This window comes from Thermococcus camini, assembly GCF_904067545.1.
Taxonomy (GTDB): Archaea; Methanobacteriota_B; Thermococci; order Thermococcales; family Thermococcaceae; genus Thermococcus; species Thermococcus camini.
Genome location: NZ_LR881183.1, coordinates 608,517 through 628,151 on the forward strand (window position 1 = coordinate 608,517; position 19,635 = coordinate 628,151).

Annotated in this window: 18 protein-coding genes and 1 tRNA gene; 3 read left to right on the plus strand and 16 right to left on the minus strand. The window is 55.8% G+C overall.

Features of this window, described 5'->3' with window-relative positions; translation table 11 throughout:
- Window positions 1-5: 5 nt before the first annotated feature.
- A complete protein-coding gene (locus tag TIRI35C_RS03240) occupies window positions 6-1,091 on the minus strand; it encodes a sugar phosphate nucleotidyltransferase (protein WP_188202986.1) in 1,086 nt (361 codons plus the stop codon).
- 225 nt (window positions 1,092-1,316) lie between these two features.
- Here TIRI35C_RS03240 and TIRI35C_RS03245 point away from each other — a divergent pair, with 225 nt between their 5' ends.
- From TIRI35C_RS03245 to TIRI35C_RS03255, 3 genes are all read left to right on the plus strand, one after another.
- The gene (locus tag TIRI35C_RS03245; RefSeq protein WP_188201708.1) at window positions 1,317-3,194 is read left to right on the plus strand and encodes a phosphoenolpyruvate carboxykinase (GTP); all 1,878 of its coding nucleotides are present in this window, start codon (window positions 1,317-1,319) and stop codon (window positions 3,192-3,194) included.
- Between the two features lie 110 nt (window positions 3,195-3,304).
- On the plus strand, window positions 3,305-5,806 hold the full coding sequence (gene malP, locus TIRI35C_RS03250) for a maltodextrin phosphorylase (protein ID WP_188201709.1): 2,502 nt from the start codon (window positions 3,305-3,307) through the stop codon (window positions 5,804-5,806).
- Between the two features lie 140 nt (window positions 5,807-5,946).
- Window positions 5,947-7,236 (plus strand): sodium-dependent transporter, encoded by a 1,290-nt coding sequence (locus tag TIRI35C_RS03255; protein ID WP_188201710.1) that lies wholly within the window; start codon window positions 5,947-5,949, stop codon window positions 7,234-7,236.
- An 84-nt stretch (window positions 7,237-7,320) separates the two neighbouring features.
- Here TIRI35C_RS03255 and TIRI35C_RS03260 read toward each other — a convergent pair whose 3' ends face one another.
- From TIRI35C_RS03260 to TIRI35C_RS03330, 15 genes are all read right to left on the minus strand, one after another.
- Window positions 7,321-9,039, minus strand: a complete 1,719-nt coding sequence (locus tag TIRI35C_RS03260) for a glutamate--tRNA ligase (RefSeq protein WP_188202987.1) — start codon at window positions 9,037-9,039, stop codon at window positions 7,321-7,323.
- Window positions 9,040-9,116: 77 nt separating this feature from the next.
- Window positions 9,117-10,508 carry a DNA primase DnaG gene (gene dnaG, locus TIRI35C_RS03265; protein ID WP_188201711.1) on the minus strand — a complete coding sequence of 464 codons (1,392 nt, stop codon included), beginning with the start codon at window positions 10,506-10,508 and terminating at the stop codon, window positions 9,117-9,119.
- Window positions 10,505-10,906 (minus strand): toprim domain-containing protein, encoded by a 402-nt coding sequence (locus TIRI35C_RS03270; RefSeq protein ID WP_188201712.1) that lies wholly within the window; start codon window positions 10,904-10,906, stop codon window positions 10,505-10,507. Before TIRI35C_RS03270 ends, dnaG begins: the two co-directional genes overlap by 4 nt.
- Window positions 10,907-10,985: 79 nt before the next feature.
- On the minus strand, window positions 10,986-12,260 hold the full coding sequence (locus tag TIRI35C_RS03275) for a TIGR04013 family B12-binding domain/radical SAM domain-containing protein (protein WP_188201713.1): 1,275 nt from the start codon (window positions 12,258-12,260) through the stop codon (window positions 10,986-10,988).
- A 73-nt stretch (window positions 12,261-12,333) separates the two neighbouring features.
- Window positions 12,334-12,537, minus strand: a complete 204-nt coding sequence (gene hpkA, locus TIRI35C_RS03280) for an archaeal histone HpkA (RefSeq protein ID WP_014012340.1) — start codon at window positions 12,535-12,537, stop codon at window positions 12,334-12,336.
- A gap of 337 nt (window positions 12,538-12,874) precedes the next feature.
- Window positions 12,875-13,342 carry a dCTP deaminase gene (gene dcd / locus TIRI35C_RS03285; protein WP_188201714.1) on the minus strand — a complete coding sequence of 156 codons (468 nt, stop codon included), beginning with the start codon at window positions 13,340-13,342 and terminating at the stop codon, window positions 12,875-12,877.
- Window positions 13,343-13,783: 441 nt separating this feature from the next.
- Window positions 13,784-13,859 (minus strand) — tRNA-Arg (locus TIRI35C_RS03290).
- Window positions 13,860-13,999: 140 nt separating this feature from the next.
- On the minus strand, window positions 14,000-14,317 hold the full coding sequence (gene rpl12p / locus TIRI35C_RS03295; protein WP_014012337.1) for a 50S ribosomal protein P1: 318 nt from the start codon (window positions 14,315-14,317) through the stop codon (window positions 14,000-14,002).
- A gap of 78 nt (window positions 14,318-14,395) precedes the next feature.
- Window positions 14,396-15,415 (minus strand): 50S ribosomal protein L10, encoded by a 1,020-nt coding sequence (locus tag TIRI35C_RS03300; protein ID WP_188202988.1) that lies wholly within the window; start codon window positions 15,413-15,415, stop codon window positions 14,396-14,398.
- 5 nt (window positions 15,416-15,420) lie between these two features.
- Window positions 15,421-16,071: a 50S ribosomal protein L1 gene (locus tag TIRI35C_RS03305; RefSeq protein WP_188201715.1), complete on the minus strand. Its 651-nt coding sequence runs from the start codon at window positions 16,069-16,071 to the stop codon at window positions 15,421-15,423.
- A gap of 79 nt (window positions 16,072-16,150) precedes the next feature.
- Window positions 16,151-16,642, minus strand: coding sequence for a 50S ribosomal protein L11 (locus TIRI35C_RS03310; RefSeq protein WP_188201716.1), 492 nt, complete (start codon window positions 16,640-16,642; stop codon window positions 16,151-16,153).
- A gap of 26 nt (window positions 16,643-16,668) precedes the next feature.
- Window positions 16,669-17,127: a transcription elongation factor Spt5 gene (locus TIRI35C_RS03315; RefSeq protein WP_014012333.1), complete on the minus strand. Its 459-nt coding sequence runs from the start codon at window positions 17,125-17,127 to the stop codon at window positions 16,669-16,671.
- A gap of 20 nt (window positions 17,128-17,147) precedes the next feature.
- The gene (locus TIRI35C_RS03320; RefSeq protein ID WP_014012332.1) at window positions 17,148-17,333 is read right to left on the minus strand and encodes a protein translocase SEC61 complex subunit gamma; all 186 of its coding nucleotides are present in this window, start codon (window positions 17,331-17,333) and stop codon (window positions 17,148-17,150) included.
- Window positions 17,334-17,370: 37 nt separating this feature from the next.
- Entirely contained in the window at window positions 17,371-18,492 is a 1,122-nt protein-coding gene (ftsZ, locus tag TIRI35C_RS03325) for a cell division protein FtsZ (protein ID WP_188201717.1), read from the minus strand.
- A gap of 121 nt (window positions 18,493-18,613) precedes the next feature.
- Window positions 18,614-19,432, minus strand: a complete 819-nt coding sequence (locus TIRI35C_RS03330) for a D-aminoacyl-tRNA deacylase (protein WP_188201718.1) — start codon at window positions 19,430-19,432, stop codon at window positions 18,614-18,616.
- Window positions 19,433-19,635 lie beyond the last annotated feature (203 nt).

Sequence of the window (19,635 nt, forward strand, 5' to 3'; positions counted from 1 at the left end):
TCACCTCAATCGGGCAGTATTATACTCTCCTTTCCAATCCGGGACTCCACCCAGATCTTAACGTTGGAGCCGATCTTGCTGAAGTCTTCGATGAGCGTGTTGTCGCCGATTACGCTTCCGGGCTGTATCACAACGCCCTTCCCGATGCGGACGTTTTCGCCTATTATGGCCTCCCGAATCTCGGCACCGTCCTCTATTACGGCACCTGAAAATATCACCGAACGCTCTATTTTAACGTTTCTGCCAATTTCAACGTCGTCTCCAAGCACCGCGAACCCCCTTATCCCGGGCCGCCTCAGCACGCACCGCCTTCCCGTGACGAGCGCCCCCCCGTGTTCGAGGTTTCCCTTGAGGCCCTCCGTCCGCAGCTCGGGCAGCAGGAGCCGCCCGTGAAACACGTCCTCCGTAGCCTGAAGGTAGCTGGAGGGTCTGCCCACGTCGTTCCAGTACTCATTGAACGGGAAACCGTAGAGGGCCAGATCGTTTTCGAGCATCCTGGGAAAGAGATCCTTGGAAAAGTCGAAGTTCTTCCCCTTGGGAACCAGGTCGAACGCCTCCGGCTCGAAGACGTAAATGCCGGCGTTGACGAGGTTGCTGAACGCTTCCTCTGGCTTCGGCTTCTCCTTGAAGCGGAGTATCCTGCCATCGTCGTTGATCACGGCTATGCCGTACTGGGTGGGGTCCTCGACCCTTGACAGGGCTATCGTGGCGAGGGCTTTTTTCCTGCGGTGGTACTCGTAGAGCGCCTTCAGGTCAAGGTTCGTCAGCACGTCGCTGGAGACGACGAAAAACGTTTCGGCCATGTTCTTTACCACCTTCTTCGTCGCCCCCGCCGTTCCGAGCTTGATGTTATCGCCGTTGGAATACCTCATCCTGACGCCCCAGCTGCTTCCGTCCCCAAAGTAGTCGATTATGCGCTCTTTGAGGTATCCGACCAGGACGTATATCTCGTTCACGCCAGCCTTCACCAGGTTTTGAACGGCGTACTCCATAAGCGGTCTGTTGAAGAACGGGATCATCGGCTTTGGCCGGTACACCGTTAGTGGAAGCAACCTCGTGCCTCTACCGCCGGCCAGAATCACGGCTTTCATTACAAGCACCGATAGTCTATATCACCGCGAGTTAATATACTTTGCGCCTGATGCCGACAGATGAACACCGGTCGATGGATATGGACATCGGGTACCTGTCGTTGTGACAAGCTGTCCTCCCTTTTCTGGATAATAACCAAAACACGCCCTGGAATTGCCCCATCTGCTGGTCACAACGACGAAGAATTTTTAAGCCTGAATCCAACTCCCAACGGAGGCGATATTATGAACGCCCTTGAGAAGCTTGAAAAGCTCCTTGATAGAGAGCAGTTTGAGAAAATCAAGGCTCTGAACAACCCCGAACTCCACGAGTTTCTGGCGGAGTGGATTGAGTGGCTTGAGCCAGATAAGGTCTTCGTCTGCACGGACAGCCCCGAGGACGAGGCCTATGTCAAATGGAAGGCCCTCTACTACGGCGAAGAAAGGATGCTCGAGACCCCGAATCACACGGTTCACTACGATAATTACTACGACCAGGCCCGCGACAAGGCCAACACGAAGCTCCTCGTTCCCGGCGGGAAGGAGATTCCCTTCCTGAATACCAAGGACAGGGATGAGGGGCTGAAGGAGATACGCGAGCTCATGAAGGGCGTTATGAAAGGCAAGGAGCTCTTTGTGTGCTTCTTTGCTCTCGGACCCAGGAACTCGGTCTTCACGATTCCCGCCGTCCAGCTCACAGATTCAGCCTACGTTGCCCACTCGGAGTTCATCCTCTACAGGAAGGGCTACGAGGAGTTTAAGAGACTCGGGAGGAATGCTAAATTCTTCCGCTTCGTTCACTCGGCTGGGGAGCTCGACGAGAGGAAGACGAGCAAGAACCTCGATAAGAGGCGTATCTATATAGACCTTCTCGACGATACCGTCTACTCCGTGAATACCCAGTACGGAGGGAACACAATCGGTCTGAAAAAACTCGCCTTCCGCCTTACCATCCAGAAGGCTGTTAAGGAAGGCTGGCTCAGCGAGCACATGTTCCTTATGCGCGTTAACGGCCCGAACGGAAGGAAGACCTACTTCACCGGCGCCTACCCGAGCATGTGCGGAAAGACCTCAACGGCCATGATACCCTGGGAGAACATAGTTGGAGATGACCTCAGCTTCATAGTGCCCGTCAATGGCGTCGCCAGGGGAGCGAACGTCGAGAAGGGTGTCTTCGGCATCATCCAGGGCGTCAATCCCGAGGACGACCCGATTATCTGGAAGGTCCTGCACTCGCCGGTCGAGATAATCTTCTCCAACGTCCTCGTCAAGGACGGAAAGCCCTACTGGAACGAGATGGGCATAGAGATTCCAGAGGAAGGTGAGAACCACAGCGGAAGGTGGTGGCGCGGGAAGAAGGACAAGGAAGGAAACGAGATACCCCCGAGCCACAAGAACGCGCGCTTCACCGTTTCGCTCGAGCACTTCCCGAACGTTGACCTTGAAGCTCTCGAGAACCCATGCGGCGTTGAGGTCGGCGGAATGATATTCGGCGGCCGCGACAAGGACACCTGGCCGCCGGTCAGGGAGGCCTTCGACTGGAAGCACGGTGTCATAACGATGGGTGCCTCACTTGAGAGCGAGACCACCGCGGCAACCCTCGGCAAGGAGGGTGTCAGGGCCTTCAACCCGATGGCCATACTCGACTTCATGAGCGTCCCGCTCGGGGAGTACATCAGGAACTACCTGGACTTCGAGAAGAAGCTCAGAAAGGCTCCAAAGATATTCGCAGTGAACTACTTCCTCCGCGACGAGAACGGCAACTGGCTCAACCACAAGCTCGACAAAGCGGTATGGCTCAAGTGGATGGAGCTGAGGGTTCACGGCGACGTCGATGCCATTGAGACGCCAATAGGCTACATCCCGAAGTACGAGGACCTGGCGAGGCTTTTCAGGGAAGTTCTCGACAAGGATTATACCAGGGAGGACTACGAGAAGCAGTTCACCATCCGCGTTCCGGAGCTTCTCGCCAAGATAGAGCGCATCGAGACAATCTACCGCGAGAAGGTTGGGGAAGTCCCGGAGGAGCTCTTCCAGGTTCTTGAGGAGGAAAGGAAGCGCCTCCTTGAGGCCAGAGAGAAGTACGGGGACTACATCAGTCCCTCTGCCTTTGAGGGAGAGTGAACTTCTTCCCGTTTTCTCCTTTTGTGAGCCTTCGTCAAACGTCGAGCGGCAAGGCTTTTTAAGGACATCAATGACTAAGTATCACCCAGGATGATATACGGGTGGTTGCCATGGCGGAGTTAGATACGTGCACGTGTGATACAATCAGGGAGAAGCTTCCCCATCCGCTTAAGGGCCTGGCCGACCTGGCCTACAACTACTGGTGGAGCTGGAACAGACGCGCTACCAAGCTCTGGGAACGGATAGACCCGGAACTCTGGCGCGAGCACAAGAACCCCGTTAAGCTCCTGCTGGACACACCGGAAGACCGCTTCAGGGAGCTCCTCCGTGACGATGATTTCATGAACCTCTACGAGCTGGTGATGGATCAGTTTGAGGCTTATATGAATCCTGAGAGCACCTGGTTCTCGACCAACTATCCCAAGTGGGACAAGCCGATAGTGTACCTGTGCATGGAGTACGGCATAAGCAGAAGCCTGCCCATCTATTCCGGTGGTCTGGGAATTCTCGCCGGCGACCACGTGAAGACCGCGAGCGACCTCGGGCTTCCGTTCATAGCGGTTGGCCTTCTCTACAAGCACGGCTACTTCAGGCAGGAGATTGACAGGGATGGCAGGCAGAGGGAAATATTCCCAGAGTATCGGCCGGAAGAGATGCCGATCACACCGGTTCTCGGTAGCGATGGAAAACCGCTCCTGGTCGAGGTTCCTATTGGGGATGGCATCGTCCACGCTAGGGCCTTCGAGGTGAGGGTCGGCAGGGTCAGGATATACCTCCTCGACACGGATGTGCCCGAGAATAGCGAAGACGATAGGAAGATATGCGACTACCTCTACAACGCTGAGATGGACAAGCGCATAAAGCAGGAGATACTCCTTGGAATCGGCGGGATGAGGCTCCTGAAAAGGCTCGGAATAGAACCCGGTGTCGTTCACCTCAACGAGGGGCATCCTGCCTTTGCGAACCTCCAGAGGATGGCCTGGTACATGGAGGAGGGCCTTACCTTCACGGAGGCGCTCAGCATAGTTAGAGGCACGACGGTTTTCACCACGCACACCCCGGTTCCGGCCGGCCACGACAGGTTCCCGATAGAGGAGGTCAGGAAGAGACTGGCAAAGTTCCTCGATGGCAGGGAAGAGCTTCTGGAGCTCGGCAGGGAAGGTGACCAGCTTAACATGACCCTTCTTGCCATAAGGACGTCGAGCTACGTCAACGGCGTGAGCCAGCTCCACGCGGAGGTCAGCAAGCGCATGTGGAAGGACCTGTGGCCCGACGTCCCCATAGACGAGATACCGATAGAGGGCATCACGAACGGAATCCACACCATGACGTGGGTCCACAACGAGATGAGGAAGCTCTTCGACCGCTATATTGGAAAAGTCTGGCGTGAACACACGAACCTGGAGGGAATCTGGTACGCCGTTGAAAGGATCCCCGACGAGGAGCTCTGGGAGGCGCACCTCGAAGCCAAGAGGCAGTTCATTGAACTGCTCAGGCGGAAGGTAATGCAGAGGAACGGGCGCCTCGGTACGGACGACCCCCTCCCGAACATCGACGAGAACGCACTCATAATCGGCTTCGCCAGACGCTTTGCAACCTACAAGCGGGCGACGCTCCTGTTCACTGACCTCGAGCGGCTGAAGAGGATCCTCAACGACCCCGAGCGGCCGGTGTACCTGGTCTTCGGTGGAAAGGCCCACCCGATGGACGAGGCGGGCAAGGAATTCCTTAAGCGCGTTTACGAGGTCAGCCAGATGCCCGGGTTCAGGGGCAAGATATTCGTGATGGAGAACTACGACATGGGAAGCGCCAGACTAATGGTTGCCGGCGTTGACGTCTGGCTCAACAACCCGCGCAGACCGCTGGAGGCGAGCGGAACGAGCGGCATGAAGGCTGGCCTGAACGGTGTCTTAAACGCGAGCATCTTCGACGGTTGGTGGGTTGAAGGCTACAATGGCAAGAACGGCTGGGTGATCGGCGAGGAGAGCACGGAGCCTGAAACTGAGGCTGACGACCTCAAGGATGCACAGGCTCTCTACGAACTCCTTGAGAGGGAGATAATCCCGACCTACTACGACAACCGCGAGCGCTGGATTTACATGATGAAGGAGAGCATCAAGGGCATAGCCCCCCGCTTCAGCACACACAGAATGGTCAAGGAGTACATGGACCGCTTTTACTCCAAGGCCATGAGCAACCACATCTGGCTCACCCGCGACGGATACCGCGGTGCGAAGGACATTGCCGCGTGGAAGGACCGCGTCACCGCCTCGTGGGACAAAGTGCGGCTCTGCGATCCGAAGGTTCGCGAAGACGGAACCGGTCTGGAGGTGGAGGTCGTCCTAGACGGGCTTGAGCCGGAAGACGTCCGCGTGGAGCTCTACTATGGGGTTAAGGCGGAGGGCTACAGCGTCGAGAGGGCCCACATAATAGAGCTCAGACATCCGAGGAAACTCGAAGGCGGCAGGTGGCTCTACACCTACGAGGGCAACGCTCTCAGGCATCTGGGCGACCCCTGCTGGCACTACGCACTCCGCGTTTATCCGCACCACGAGAAGCTGCCCCACCGCTTCCTCCTCGGTCTGGTGAAGTGGAAGAACCTCGACGCCTGAACTTTCCTTTTTGTTTCATACCTGTGCGGTACTGTGCCTTAGAATACAAGTTGGAACTTTTAGACTTTCTTAGTGGAGGGACATCTTTTTAACCTGAAGCGTTCATTGTAAAAGCTGAACAACCCATGGGGGTGAAATCAATGGATGAGGTGAAGAAGTGGACCCTGTATCTGATATTCCTGGTTGCAGGATTTGCCACAGGCATCGGCAGCATAGGACTGTTTCCGCAGTTCTGGCTCCAGTATGGTATAACCGGAATGGCAGTGTACATAGTGTTCCTAACGATACTGACCTATGTCGCCATACTTGAAGCGGAAACTGTAATGAAGTCCGGCTACTACTTCGTTGAGCTGTACAACAAGGTTTCCAGCAGACCCGCGATGGTGCTGTCGATCTTCGTGGTTGTGGCAATGTTCCTGTCATACTACACCGCCAATACTATGCTCTCCATACTGTCGCCGGTTCTCGGCACCGGAACCGTTGCAAGGCTCATAGCGAAGATAATAATGTTCGCCATAATCTTTCTGATACTCACCAGGGCCAAGGAGAAGACCTTTGCGATAATGGCCTTCGGTTCGATAATCTTCGTCGTCGCGGTTTTCATCACCGCTATTGCTTTCAAGACCCAGATACCTGAGAACGCCGCGTTCCTTGGCATGGCCAAGCACATGGTGTTTGCCAGGCACGGAATAAGCCTCGCTATGATAAAGGCTGCCGCGGAGAGGGCCATCTATGGAGTCGGCCTTGGGTTTGCCTTCTACCTGATGCTCGGCAGCTTCATCAACGAGCGCTTCAACGCCAAGGTCATCATCGGAACTGGAATCCTGATTCAGCTGCTAATCGGAATTTTCTCCACGGTGATAGTCGTCTACGCCATCGCACCCACGACCCCCGACAGGCTTCTCCAGTACGTCTACGGTGGTGAAGAGGGAGCCATCCAGATGCTCGGGGACCTCCCGGACATACTGGTGGATTACCAGACTCTGTTGATTCTGATAGGAGTATCGGCGTTCTTCGCGGGAGTAACCAGCCTGCTCCCGACGGCGGAGGTTGGCCTCCAGATAGTCGAGTCCCTATTCGGAGTCGGCAGAAGCAGGGCCGCCACCTACCTGATCGGAACATCGCTGCTCATAGGAATCTTTGACTCCCCCCCGACGATAGCGGACATGGTACTTAAGGCCGTCGTCGCTGCGACGTTCTTCACGGCCATATACGAGCTGTATCCAGTGGTGTCCTCAAAGGAGAAGCTCTCGACCCCGGCAATGGCAGTGGTTGCAATAAGCGCTATTATACTGGCAGTTGGTGGCCTTTACGCCTTCTTTGGAGTCTTCAGGATGGGTGGGGTGTACATTGCTTCCGGAATCCTGGCGGCGATAGTCGTGCTCTTCGGCTTCTTTGGGGACAGCCTGGTCCCACAGAGGAGCGCCTGATTCTTTCTCTCTTTTATCCTGGATCTGTCCTATTCCCTGCCGGTAGGATAAGGCTTTCAGAAGAAAAATGTAGTAAGAACGGGATCATCTGTGGGCGAATATCGCAACGACCTTCTCCCCAACCTCGTCTATTCTGACGAACCCAAAGCGCTCGAACTGAACAACGTCGTCCACGCTGACCCTGGCATCGCTCTCCAGGAGGCCCTTCCTTACCACGAGTTCGTCCCCCTCCGGGACAAGGACCTCACAGGGCTTCCCCTCTGTGACCCAGTGCACCATCCTCCAGCGGTTCTCCCTGGCGACTTCGTAGTCGACGCTGTGGAACCTCGCTTTTATGCTCCCCTCTGAGACCTCGGCTATCTCGACGTTGAAGAGGTCCTTCAGGCGGACGAAGTTGCCTGGCTTGAACAGCTCCATGTCATCCTTCGAGACGTAGATGGGTTTTCCGGGCACGAACTTGAGCCTTCTAACGCCCCTCTCCGGGTGATCCGGGTGGAGCGGAATCTCGGCAATGAATTCCTCGTCATAGCCCTCGATGTACATCGGAATCGGGTCAGCGACGAAGAAGTAGCGGTTTGCTATCGGCTCGATTATCCTCCTGTTTATCGCGGCTAAATTGTCCCAGCTTATCGTGGTGTCGCTCCTCTTGAGGCCGACCTCGATGATGAGCTCTCTTATTGCCTCCGGCCTTATGCCGCGCCTCCTGAGGGCCCTTATGGTGCCGAGCCTGGGGTCGTCCCAGCCGAGGTACTTGCCCTCCTCTATTCCTTTTCTGGTTTTGGACTTGCTGAGGATGACCCCCTCGATGCTGAGCCTTCCGTGGTGAACCGTCTGCGGGTATTCCCAGCCGAAGTAGTCGTAGAGGTAGCGCTGTCTTGTCTCGTTCTCCGCGTGCTCCTGTCCGCGGAAGATGTGGGTGACGCCAAGTTCGTGGTCGTCTATGGCCGAGGCAAAGTTGTAGAGCGGCCAGACGCGGTACCTGTCGCCGACGCGCGGGTGGTCCGCGTTATCGATTATTCTCAGCGCCGGCCAGTCTCGGACGGCGGGGTTGGGGTGCTTAAGGTCAGTCTTTATCCTGACGACGGCTTCGCCTTCCCTGTACTCTCCGTTCAGCATCTTCTTCCAGCGCTCGAGCTGGACCTCCGGCGGCTCCTCTCTGTGCGGACAGGCGATGCCCTTGTCACGAAGCTCGCGGAACTTCTCAGGCGGGCAGGTGCAGACGTAGGCCTTTCCGCCCTTTATGAGCTCCTCCGCGTACCTGTAGTATATCTCCAGCCTGTCGCTGGCGATGTGAACCTCATCGACCTTGAAGCCAAGCCACTCGAGGTCCTCCTTGATCCACTCATAGAACTTCGGTTCGGGCCTCTTGACCTTGGGGTCTGTGTCGTCGAAGCGGAGTATGAACCTGCCGCCGTAGAGCCTCGCGTACTCGTGGCTCAGAATAGCGGCCCTCGCGTTTCCGAGGTGGAACGCGCCGTCCGGATTGGGGGCGAAGCGGGTAACTACCTTCCCCCTCTCGGCCTTTGGCAGGGGCGGGAGGCCTTTTTTCTCCTCCTTTTTCTCCTTCTTTGCCTCAAAGAACTCGGGGTAAAGCTCCCTCAGCTTTGCCTCCTGCTCCTCGAGCTGGAGTGTGTTCACCTTTTCAACTATCTCGTTCACGAGCGGGATTATCTCCTTTGCTTTTGGCCTGAGCTCAGGGTTCTCGCCGAGAACCTTTCCTATAACCGCCTTCGGGTTTGCCTTTCCCTTGTGGGTGTAGGCATTGATGAGCGCGTACTTCAGTATGAGTTCCTCCACGTTCATTCTCCTCACCGGTGGGAGAATGGAGGGAGCGGTTATAAAGTTAGTCCTCAGAAATTGGGAGAAAAGGGGTGCGGAGCTCACTCCGCGAAGGTGACTATCTTGAGGTTTATCGGGCGCCTGACGACGTTGTACTTCCTCGCGCCGACGAGGTATTTGACGCCGCTCTCGCTCACCGTGTCGATGAGCCTCTGGGTGATGACGCCGTTAAAGACGACGGCGTAGACGTCCTTGCGCTCCTTGAGCCGCCCGGTCATCTCCCTGACGGGTATCTCCGCGAGGACGTTTTTGTCCTTGTCAAGGAGGAGCGCCATCGACTCCTTGGAGGCCTTGACCTTCTCTATGAGCTCGCCGAACTCATCGAGCTCGCTTGGCTTCGGCTGCTGGATGGGTTTTATTATCCTCTCCTCCCTCTTGGGCTCGGCCCTTTCGGGCTTTTCCGGCTTCTTCTGCACCTGGCCGGGGGCGTGGGCAGGGGGTTTCCGCTCCTCCGTCCTCTCTTCCCTTGCCTTTGCCTTCTCCTTTTCCTTGATGACGTCGTAGAAGTTCCTGCCCTTGTAGAATATCTCGGTTATAACCTGCTCCGCCGGGACCTTGCTCCTGAGGGACTTGACTATCTCCTTCTTGGTAAGCTCTTCAACTTCTTTGCCCTCCGGTGCCCTTGCCACGTAGTCCACATCGGCAACCTGAAGGAGCTCCTTCAGGATGAGCTCGCCGCCGCGGTCGCCGTCGGTGAAGGCGGTAACGATGCGCTCCCTGCTGAGTTTTATTATCGTCTCGGGAACCGAAGTACCCTCTACTGCTATGGCGTTCTTTATCCCGTGCTTGAGCAGGTTGAGGACGTCGGCCCTTCCCTCGACGACGATAATCGAGTCAGAGAACGGAACGTGGGGTCCGGCTGGGAGCTTCTCGGGGCCGTACTCTATGAGCTCCTTGGCACGGACAGCTTTCTTAACCTCCTCGGTGAGTTCCTGGGTTTCCGGTATCTCTTGCTCCATGAGCCCCTCGAGTATCTCCTTGGCCCTCTCTATGATGTACTTCCTCTTGGTTGCACGGACGTCCTCGATGCGGAGGACCTTTATGTTGGCCTCCGCCGGGCCAACGCGGTCGATGGTCTCGAGGGCTGCCGCCAGAATCGCGGTCTCAACCCTGTCGAGGCTTGAAGGGACGGTTATCGTTCCGTAAGTCTTTCCGGCCTTGGTGTGAACTTCAACCCTTATCCTTCCAATCCTTCCGGTTTTCTGAAGCTCCCTGAGGTCAAGATCGTCACCGAGAAGACCCTCAGTCTGTCCAAAAATAGCACCAACAACGTCCGGCCTTTCAACAATTCCGCTTGCTTCAAACTCCGCGTATATTACATACTTGGTCGTTCCGAATTCGTCCTTGGCTGACATACCATCACCCTCTTTCCGTTTTTCAAACTTCTGCTTTTCAGCCAAAATGTGGTGAAGCACTGTCTTCTTCCTCTTCATCGAATCCCCTCCGCCAGGGGGTCAGAAACGGAGACGACCTTAAGGTAAAGGCCGTAGAGATCCTCGATACCTTTAATGTCCTTCTTTGCGATTCTCCTGAGCTCCCTGCGCGTCTCTGCATCGACCCTGCAGGGATAGCCCTCCAGATAACGGAGGAGCTTCCTTGCGAGTTCCTCGCCCTTCCTGTCGAAGTCCGTAAGTATCATGACCTCTTTATGCAATGAGGCGATGAGCGCAACTTCCGTTAAAGGCAGGCGGGAGAGCCTTATTATCTCCGCCCTGACCCCCAGATTCCTCAGAGCCACCTCGTCTCGCATGCCCTCCACTATGAGGGCACCCTCAAACTCTCGCAGTTTATCTATAAGCTCCAGGAATCTTTTATAGTTTTCGGCGTACATTTCGCCGTCGGTTGGATAACGAAAGAATGAGGTTATAAGCTTATTGGGTGGCTCTTTGACATGTCCATGTGAATGGTAATCAGCAGACGTTACGCACGGGCACCGTGTGGCTCATGGGCTCCTCATAGAACTCCTCCATAAGCCTCTGGAGTTTTCTGGAGAGCTCAATCTGGTTGCCCCACGAGCCCTCTACCTTACCCTTCGCTGCCATCCTCCCCAGGAACTTTTTCATCTCATCGCTCAGCGGGGAAGGTTTACATTTTGCCCACGGCGTTCCGGGGAGCGGCATGAAGTAGTGGGCCCTGACCTTGCCACCCTTACGCATTATCCATTTCATCAGCTCGATGCTTCTGCGCTGGCTTTCTTCACTCTCGTTCGGCAGGCCGACGATGAAGTCAACGACCGGCTCGAAGCCGTACTCAAGCATGTATTCCACCGCCCGCTGGACGTGCTCGACCCTGTGAATCCTGTGCATGGCTCTGAGCATGGCATCGTCCCCGCTCTGGGCGCCTATGGCCAACCTCCTGTTGTCTGCATAGTCAATGAGGAGCTCCAGTGTCTCCGGGAGGACGAACTCGGGCCTGACCTCGCTCGGAAATGTCCCGTAGTAGAGTCTCCTACTCTCTTTCCGGAGGGGCTGAAGTGCCCTGAGAAGGGCCTCGAGCTTGTTGAGCCTGAGTATTGCCCCCGGTGAGCCGTAGGCGAAGGCGTTGGGGGTTATGTAGCGCATGTCCCTCATCCTGCGGGAGTACTTTACGATCTGGTCTATCGGCCTGTGTCTCATCCGGAGCCCCTTGATGTACGGCGTCTGGCAGTAGTAGCAGCCGAAGGGGCAGCCCCTCGTTATCTCGATGGGGGATATCAAGCGAACGCTCTCGGGATACGGCGGAAAGCGCCAGAAATCCTCCACCTTTGCAAAACCGGTGAAGGTGAACTCACCATTGAGGTAGAATGCCAGCCCCCTTATGTCGAGGAGCTCCTTTGTGATCCGGTACCCAGTCTTTTTCAGCACGGTGAGGAGCCTGTAGAGAACCTCCTCCCCTTCGCCTATAACGGCGATGTCAAAACCGAGCTGGTTCAGGGTGTGCTTCGGCATGGCTATCGCGTGGTAGCCTCCGGCAACGAGGAGGGCCCCTTTCTCCTTCAGAAGGCGTACCTCCTCGGTCAGGGGCCCCCATATCTCCTCGGTGAAGAAGGAGTAGAGAACAACCTTCGGTCTGGCTTTCAGTATCTCCCTGAAATCCTTGGTTATTATCAGCTCACTGAGGTCAAATCCCTGGCTCTCCAGGGCTCCGAGCAGATGAACAAAGGCGTTGTGATTGCGCTTTGTCATCCTCACCGCTATCTCTGGCATGTTTGAAGCCTGGAGAATTAACTTAAAACGCTAACGGTTGTGGAAGGAGAAGTAAAAGAAGCCAGAAAGGCCTTCAGGCCTTGATGGCAAGCTTGATGTCCTCGGCCTTGACGGTCTTCCTGCCGGCGTGCCTAGCAAAGTCGGCGGACTTTCTGGCAAGCTCGATGGCGTACTCCTCGAGGTACTCGGCAAGAACCTTGGCAGCGTCCTCGCTGACCCTCTCAGCGCCGGCCTTCCTTATAAGCCTGTCAATCGGGGCAATCGGAAGCTCGGCCATTCGCAACACCTCCTTAACGGGTTCTTCGGTATTCTTTAGGGAATTGGAGATATATAAACCTTTCGGTAAAAGGGGGCTTTTCCGCCGGTTTAACGCCGGATACACCCTTAAATAAATTTAACTTGGCCAGTTAGGTGTTCATTGACACCTGCTTTCCTTCCGGTTCTGCCGTCATGACACTACGGCCCATTGGAGGGTCCACCCAGGTGGAGCCTTTTAACGGCCGTGGGCACGATTGGAAAAAGGTACTGGTCGATACTGCTAACGGCACCGGAAAATTATTCAAACGTGGGCGGCGAGAGGGAGAAGAAAGGGGAAAACCCTCATCTAGGGGAAATCACTTCTTTCTCTTTGAGAGCGCTAAGTGCTGGCTTCCCTGGTAGTTGCCCCTGTAGGGGTCTTTGGCCGGTCCCTCCAGCCTTATGAAGGCTATCTGCACGAAGCGCTCTCCGTAGGAGAGCTCGACCGGTTCATCGGAGGCGTTGTAGATTCCGAGGGTAAGATTGCCGTCCCAGCCGGGATCAACCCATGCGAAGGAGCCGAGTAAACCCTCCCTGGCGAGGCTGCTCCTGAGCTTCATGTCACCCATGACGTCGTCAGGGAGTCCTATCCTCTCGAGGGTAAGGATGAGGGCGTATGTCTTTGGGGGAATTACCACTTTACCAGCCTCTTCAACGTCTATCAGTTCTCCGTTTATGTACGCCTCTCTCCCAACGCGCAGGTCGTAGCCTGCTGACTGAAGGGACTTCTCGTTGAAGGGCTCGATTAGAATTTCCTTCCTGATTTTCCAGTCTGGGAGCATCATTACCAACCACCGCCAAACGTTGGAGTGAGAACTATAAAAAGAATCCGGCCAGTATCCAGCAGACGCCCAATCGCGAAGAACGCACTTTGAACTGGCGAGATATGAGGGCAGACTGGACATAAGCCCTGTAGAATAGTCCTCAACATTCCGCCAGCAAAAAGGAAGCTTCACCAAAAGGTCGTGATTCCTCTCGGAGAGCCTATAACGGAGGCATTTCGTGCGAGCTTGCCCCGTTAGAGCGTGAACCCTTTTAAAATTGTTCATTAGTGGGGATTCGTCTTTTCAGGCACCCCTCGGGTGCCGTTTTGAGCGAATCTTTTTGATAGTTCTCTTTCCACTGGTTCGATGCAGAGGGGCCTTTTAGGAGAAATGCACCCTAACTTCGCATTGTGGCGAGAATCACAAACTTTGATGAAACTTTTGCTTGGCAAAAGTTTCTTATGGCGGGCCCGGCGGGATTCGAACCCGCGACTACCGGCTCCGAAGGCCGGCGCCATATCCCCTAGGCCACGGGCCCCCGTGGTAAGTAACGGGGCCCAAAAATAAAGTTTGCGGTGCTGATTGCAAAAGAAAAAAGTCAAAGAATCACCCCTTTGATTGAGAACTTCAAAGAAAAGTGGTTGGTGTCCGCCAGGGGCGGACAAAGGGAAAAGGAGTTCAGCCGAAGAGGGCACCGAGACCGGCGAGGGCCTCCTCCTCGCTGGCCTCCTCTTCCTCTTCCTCCTCTTCCTCAGCAGCGGCCTCAGCCGGGGCCTCGGCAGCCGGAGCAGCGGCAACGGCAACCGGGGCGGCAACCGGCATGGCGGCCTTCTCGATGACCTCGTCGATGTTGACGCCCTCAAGGGCGGCAACGAGGGCCTTTATCCTGGCCTCGTCCGGGCTGACACCAGCGGCCTCAAGGATGGCCTTGAGGTTCTCCTCGGTTATCTCCTTACCAGCGGCGTGGAGCAGCAGAGCGGCATACACGTACTCCATTTTTCGCACCTCCAATCATCTTCATTTTTTCATTCATTTCACACGGATTTGTTCAGGGATACGAGGGAAATGGAAAGTTCAGCCGAAGAGCGCGCCCAGTCCTGCGAGCGCGTCCTCCTCTGAGGCTTCCTCTTCTTCCTCCTCTTCTTCCTCAGCCTCCTCGACCTTCTCCTCTTGAGGCTGAGCGGCAACGGCTATTTGTGCCTGTTGGTTTAAAAGCTCTTTGGTCTTCTCGTCGAGTAACTCTTCAGGCAGTTCCTGGGCTATGAGCAGGACTGCACGCAGAGCCCTGCCAAAGATGTCCTCGACGGTCTCTGGGGTGACGTAGCCAGCCTCCACAGCGACGTTCTTCGCTCCGAGGAAGGCCTTCTGGATGATGGCCTCGATGGTCTGGCCCGTCGGATAGGCGGTGTTGACCGACAGGTTGAACGCGTGCATGTAGGCCTGCTGGAGCAGGTTGATGTACTCGCTCTCGTCGATCGCCAGGACTTCTGGAGTGTAGACGATTCCGTCCTCGTAGGCCGCGAGCAGGTTGAGACCGACCTCGAGCGGCTCGATTCCGAGCGCGTTGAGGATTCTCGCGAGCTGGTCGGTTATGACCTCACCGGCCTTGAGGACGGTGTAGTCCTTCTGGATGCTGACCTTACCCTTCTCGATCCTCGCCGGGATTCCGAGGGTCTGCATCTCACCGACGAGCGGGCCCGGCGAGATTGAGGTCGGACCGGCTGGGATCACGACGTCCCTGGGAACCACCGCTCCCGGCTTGGCCGGGGCAGGGGTCTTGCTCTCCTCAAGGAGCTTGTAGAGCTTGAACGGGTTCATCTCGGTGGCGAGGATTCCGGCTCCGCCCTGGATGTGGTCAATGAGCTTCTCGAGGTCCGGGTTGTTGAGCTCCTGGGCGGCCCTCTTTATGGCGAGCTCTATGAGGGTGTTCCTGCTGACCCTGAGGAGCGCCTTGCCCCTGAGCTTCTCACGCATCTTGCTGAGCGGGTAGGCTGGAACGTTGGCGACGTCAACGAGCGCTATCACTGGGTAGCTCTTGATTATGTTGGCGAGCTCTTCAACTTCCTTCTTCTTCCACTCGGCAACGTGGGCCATCTTCCTCACCTCTCCACCTTAACTGCCGGTCCCATGGTGGTCTTGACGTACACTGACTTCACTTGGTTCTCGCCGCGCTCCAGCTTGTTGATGATAGCGTTGAGAACGGCCTCTGCGTTCTCTGCCAGCTTCTCGTCGTCCATGTCCTCGGTTCCTATCCTGGCGTGCACAACGGGGTTGTTCTTGAGCTGCAGCCTGACGGTCCTCTTGAGCCTGGCAACTATCGGTTCGAGGTTGGTCATGGTCGGCGGAACTACCTGCGGCATCTTGTTCCTCGGACCGAGGTACCTACCGAGGTACCTACCGATCTTCGGCATCAGCGGGGCCGCCGCTAGGAAGAAGTCGTAGTTCTTCGCGAGCTTCCTGGCTTCCCTTGGGCTCTTGGCAAGTTCCTCAAGCTGCTCTCCACTAATCACATCAAGCCCGAGCTTTTTAGCCGCCTCGGCAACGGCACCATCAGCGATGACCGCGATCTTGGGCTCCTTCCCACGACCGTGGGGCAGCACAACCTCAAGCTTAAACCTGTTCTCCGGCTTGCGGAGGTCTATATCCTTGAGGTTGACTGCCACTTCGACGGTCTGTGTGAAGTTGCGCGGCTTAGCCCGGGCCTTCGCCTCCTTCACCGCTTCCACGAATTTCTGCCTGTCAAAGGCCATTTACAGCCCTCCTTTCGTTTTTGATTTAAGCCGGAAAAAGTCAAAGATGCCTAAAAAGAGGGATTTTTAAACTTTTCCCTCACTCCTCGGCGTTGGCGAAAATCTCGTCGTAAACGCCTTCGTCAATCTCCCTCTGAACTTCCCTGGGATCCTTGCCTTCGATGGTAACGCCCATGCTGAGGGCGGTACCGATGACCTCCTTCGCCGCAGCCTTAATGTCGGCCGCGAGCATCTGGTCAACCTTGGCCTTCGCTATTCTGATGACCTGCTCCATTGTCAGGTTCCCGACCGGGCTGTGGCCAGCCTCACTGGAGCCCTTCGGGGCGCCTATCTCTTTCTTGATGAGCTGGCTGACCGGTGGGACACCGACCTCGATCTCGAAGGTCTTCTTCTTCGGGTCGGTGACGATGATCTTGACGGGAACCTGCATTCCCTCGAAGTCCTTGGTGGCCTTGTTTATCTCGTCAACGACCTGCTTGACGTTGAGTCCGAGCGGACCGATGGCAGGACCGAGCGGGGGTCCGGGTGAAGCCTTTCCTCCCTCAACGAGCACCTCAACAACCTGTGCCATTTTTCTCACCTCTGTCTGTTGACCGTTCACTCCTTCTGGCGTTTGCTTATAAGTCTAACGTATTCGCCCCTCACCGTGACCGGAATCGGGACGATCGAGCCTATGAGTTCGACTACTATCTCGTCCTTGGCTTCGTCGACCCTGACGACCTTGGCCTTCTCGCCCTTGAACGGGCCGGAGATGAGCTCAACGATGTCGCCGGGCTCGAAGCCGCTCACAGCGGGCTTCTCCTCGAGGAAGTGCTCTATCTCCTCGAACTTGACCTCGCCGGGGAGGGTCCCCTTGGCGTGGCGTATGCCCTTTATGGCCTCATCCACGGCGCTTTTACTCGGCGCCTCTATGAAGATGTAGCCTTTAACCTTCGACGGCGCCAGTATGGCGTAAACTGGAAGGTTGTACGTCTTAATCTTGCTGTATATCAGCTTGGCGGTGGTCTCTTCCTGTCCCACCGTGACACGCACTGTGAATATCTTGCCGTCGCTCATCGCTCTCACCCGTGAACAGTTCAGGCCCCTGTAATCAGGTAGCCTATCAGGCGGAGTATAAGGCCAATGGTACCTATCAGGAGCATTCCGATGCCGGTTATCTTCGCTGCCATCTTAAATTCCTTCATTCCCGGCTTTTTAGTGACCATCAAAACCCTCCGCGACTCCGCGAAGAAGCTTTTAAGCTTTTCCGTGGTCGTTGCCACTCCCGTCACCTCGCTAAATTTTGAAAATGAAAGTTACTCAGAGCTCCTCAAGATCGAGCTTAATAACTTTTCTCTCCTGCTCCTCACCGTAGTAGCCCGGTTCCTCCTCGGCCACCGCGTAGGGTGAGCTGACGCCGGTGACCACGATGAGGATGCGGATCATCTTCTCCAGCTCCTCGTCGAGCTGGATACCCCAGATGACCTGCGCCTCCGGGTCGAGCTTGCTCGTGACGAGTTCGATGATCTGCTGGGCCTCCTCGAGCTTGACGTCGCTTCCGCTGATGCTTATCAAAGCTCCCTTGGCACCGCTTATGTCAACATCGAGGAGCGGGCTGTTCAAAGCTTGCTGGGCAGCTTCGAGGGCCCTCTTCTCGCTGTCGCTCTCGCCGATACCGATCATGGCGACGCCGCCGTCCTTCATGACGGCGCGAACGTCGTTGAAATCGAGGTTGACGAGACCGGGCTTGGTGATGAGCTCGGTGATGCCCTTAACGGCCTGGACGAGTATCTCGTCGGCGACCTTGAAGGCCATGTGGATCGGCAGGTTCGGGGCAACCTCCATGAGCTTGTCGTTCGGAATGACTATGACGGTGTCGCTGTTCCTCCTGAGCCTTTCCAGGCCGTACTCGGCGTTCTTTATCCTCCTGATGCCCTCAACCGTGAATGGGAGGGTGACGACGGAGACTGTGAGGGCCCCCATCTTCTTGGCGATCTCGGCAACGACCGGAGCAGCACCGGTGCCGGTACCTCCACCGAGACCGCAGGTGATGAAGACCATGTCCGCTCCTTCAAGAGCCTCCCTTATCTCGCGCTCGCTCTCCTTGGCGGCCTCCTCACCCATCTTGGGGTTGTTCCCTGCTCCGAGGCCGCGGGTGAGTTCCTTACCGATGAGTATCTTCTTGTGAGCGCGAACCTTGAGGAGGTCCTGGGCGTCCGTGTTTATTGCGACAACCTTAGCGCCCTGAATACCAACCTGCATCATCCTGTTAATGGTGTTACAGCCGGCACCGCCGACACCAACGACATTAATCTTAGCCTGAATCTGCTCAAGGATCCTCCTGAGCTCCTCATCGATGTCAGTCTGGGGGGCCTGGGCCTCCGGCACCTTGTTAAGGCCGGCGGAGGTTCTTTCAATGGCATCTTCAATCAGCTTCAGCATCTTTTCACCCTCCGGGCAATTTAACATCTGTTCCACTTTGTACGCAGGTAGTATATAAATTTAGCTAAGGACGAGTGTTGATTTTAAAATCCCGCTCAACATCTTTAAAGATTTCGCCCCTTCAGTCCCTTATGAACTCCAAGCCCAGTTCCTCGGCCAGTCTCTTCGCCAGCTGCCTGGTTTCACCCCTGCTGCCCTTCCAGTCAACGTAAATGGCATCGACTCTCCCCTGTGTTCTCTCAATGGCGCTGAGGAGAAGCGCCTCTTTAACTGGGTGTGCATACTTCGGGGCTATGTGGCTGAAAGCTATGTCGGTCTCAAGTGCCCTCTTGGTCTGCTTTGGGGCGTAGTGTCCGCCGCCTATGCCTATGGCCACAGGGAACCTGGTGGTCTTATAGTTTTCAAGCACGTGGATTATCGTCTCGGCTATTATTTCCCCCGCCCTATCGTTGACCCACTCCTCCTCACTCGAGCCTATCTCAATAAACAGGCTCGGCACGTCGAGCTCGCTGGGGCCGTGGTGCGTTGCCTCGTAGCAGACGGTCCAGCCGAGGTCGTTGAGCTCGTCCATTTTCATGAGGGCAAGCTTCATGGCCGCCGGCTGGGCTATGGCGAGGCTCTCGTCTTTCCCCCCGTACATCGCGTTCCCCCAGTTGCCGGTGACGTGGGTGGTAAGGGAGGGAAGCTTCTGCCTGCTGGAGTGACGCGAGGCGAATACTATGATATCCGGGGTGATTCCAAGCTGCCCTTTTATGGCCCCATCGAGGCCGTCGTAGTATATCATCTCATCGTTCGTCGTGAGGATGAGGGTGTCATCCTTTGAATAGATGGGATTGCCGTCGAACTCCCCTTCCGTCTCCTTGAATCCGAAGTTCTCGATGAGCTTTTTCATTATGTTCATGGAAGCCAGGTCGATCCTGGTTGTCATTATAACTTTCATTTTACAACCCCCACGGGAGATCCCCCTTCTGATTAAAAGGCTTTGCCCGGGTTCGAAATTCTACCTTTGTATAGTTCATATCGAGATTCTTACGTTTCACGTTGGCATCCAATGAAAGATTTACGAAAATGTAACGCAAACTATATAACATACAATGTGCTTCAATATCCTAATGTGGTCGTTAGGCCATAAACGAACATTAT

Excerpts from the sequence above, each read along its gene's own strand:
- TIRI35C_RS03315 (WP_014012333.1), bottom strand. The coding sequence starts at position 17,127 with ATGAGCGACGGCAAGATATTCACAGTGCGTGTCACGGTGGGACAGGAA.
- TIRI35C_RS03260 (WP_188202987.1), bottom strand. The coding sequence starts at position 9,039 with ATGAACGTGGAGGAACTCATACTGAAGTACGCGCTCATCAATGCCTAC.
- TIRI35C_RS03305 (WP_188201715.1), bottom strand. The coding sequence starts at position 16,071 with ATGGCCTTTGACAGGCAGAAATTCGTGGAAGCGGTGAAGGAGGCGAAG.
- malP (WP_188201709.1), top strand. The coding sequence starts at position 3,305 with ATGGCGGAGTTAGATACGTGCACGTGTGATACAATCAGGGAGAAGCTT.
- rpl12p (WP_014012337.1), bottom strand. The coding sequence starts at position 14,317 with ATGGAGTACGTGTATGCCGCTCTGCTGCTCCACGCCGCTGGTAAGGAG.
- dcd (WP_188201714.1), bottom strand. The coding sequence starts at position 13,342 with ATGATGCTCCCAGACTGGAAAATCAGGAAGGAAATTCTAATCGAGCCC.
- TIRI35C_RS03330 (WP_188201718.1), bottom strand. The coding sequence starts at position 19,432 with ATGAAAGTTATAATGACAACCAGGATCGACCTGGCTTCCATGAACATA.
- TIRI35C_RS03310 (WP_188201716.1), bottom strand. The coding sequence starts at position 16,642 with ATGGCACAGGTTGTTGAGGTGCTCGTTGAGGGAGGAAAGGCTTCACCC.
- dnaG (WP_188201711.1), bottom strand. The coding sequence starts at position 10,508 with ATGAAGAGGAAGAAGACAGTGCTTCACCACATTTTGGCTGAAAAGCAG.
- ftsZ (WP_188201717.1), bottom strand. The coding sequence starts at position 18,492 with ATGCTGAAGCTGATTGAAGATGCCATTGAAAGAACCTCCGCCGGCCTT.
- TIRI35C_RS03245 (WP_188201708.1), top strand. The coding sequence starts at position 1,317 with ATGAACGCCCTTGAGAAGCTTGAAAAGCTCCTTGATAGAGAGCAGTTT.
- TIRI35C_RS03275 (WP_188201713.1), bottom strand. The coding sequence starts at position 12,260 with ATGCCAGAGATAGCGGTGAGGATGACAAAGCGCAATCACAACGCCTTT.
- TIRI35C_RS03300 (WP_188202988.1), bottom strand. The coding sequence starts at position 15,415 with ATGGCCCACGTTGCCGAGTGGAAGAAGAAGGAAGTTGAAGAGCTCGCC.
- TIRI35C_RS03240 (WP_188202986.1), bottom strand. The coding sequence starts at position 1,091 with ATGAAAGCCGTGATTCTGGCCGGCGGTAGAGGCACGAGGTTGCTTCCA.
- TIRI35C_RS03255 (WP_188201710.1), top strand. The coding sequence starts at position 5,947 with ATGGATGAGGTGAAGAAGTGGACCCTGTATCTGATATTCCTGGTTGCA.
- TIRI35C_RS03270 (WP_188201712.1), bottom strand. The coding sequence starts at position 10,906 with ATGTACGCCGAAAACTATAAAAGATTCCTGGAGCTTATAGATAAACTG.
- hpkA (WP_014012340.1), bottom strand. The coding sequence starts at position 12,537 with ATGGCCGAGCTTCCGATTGCCCCGATTGACAGGCTTATAAGGAAGGCC.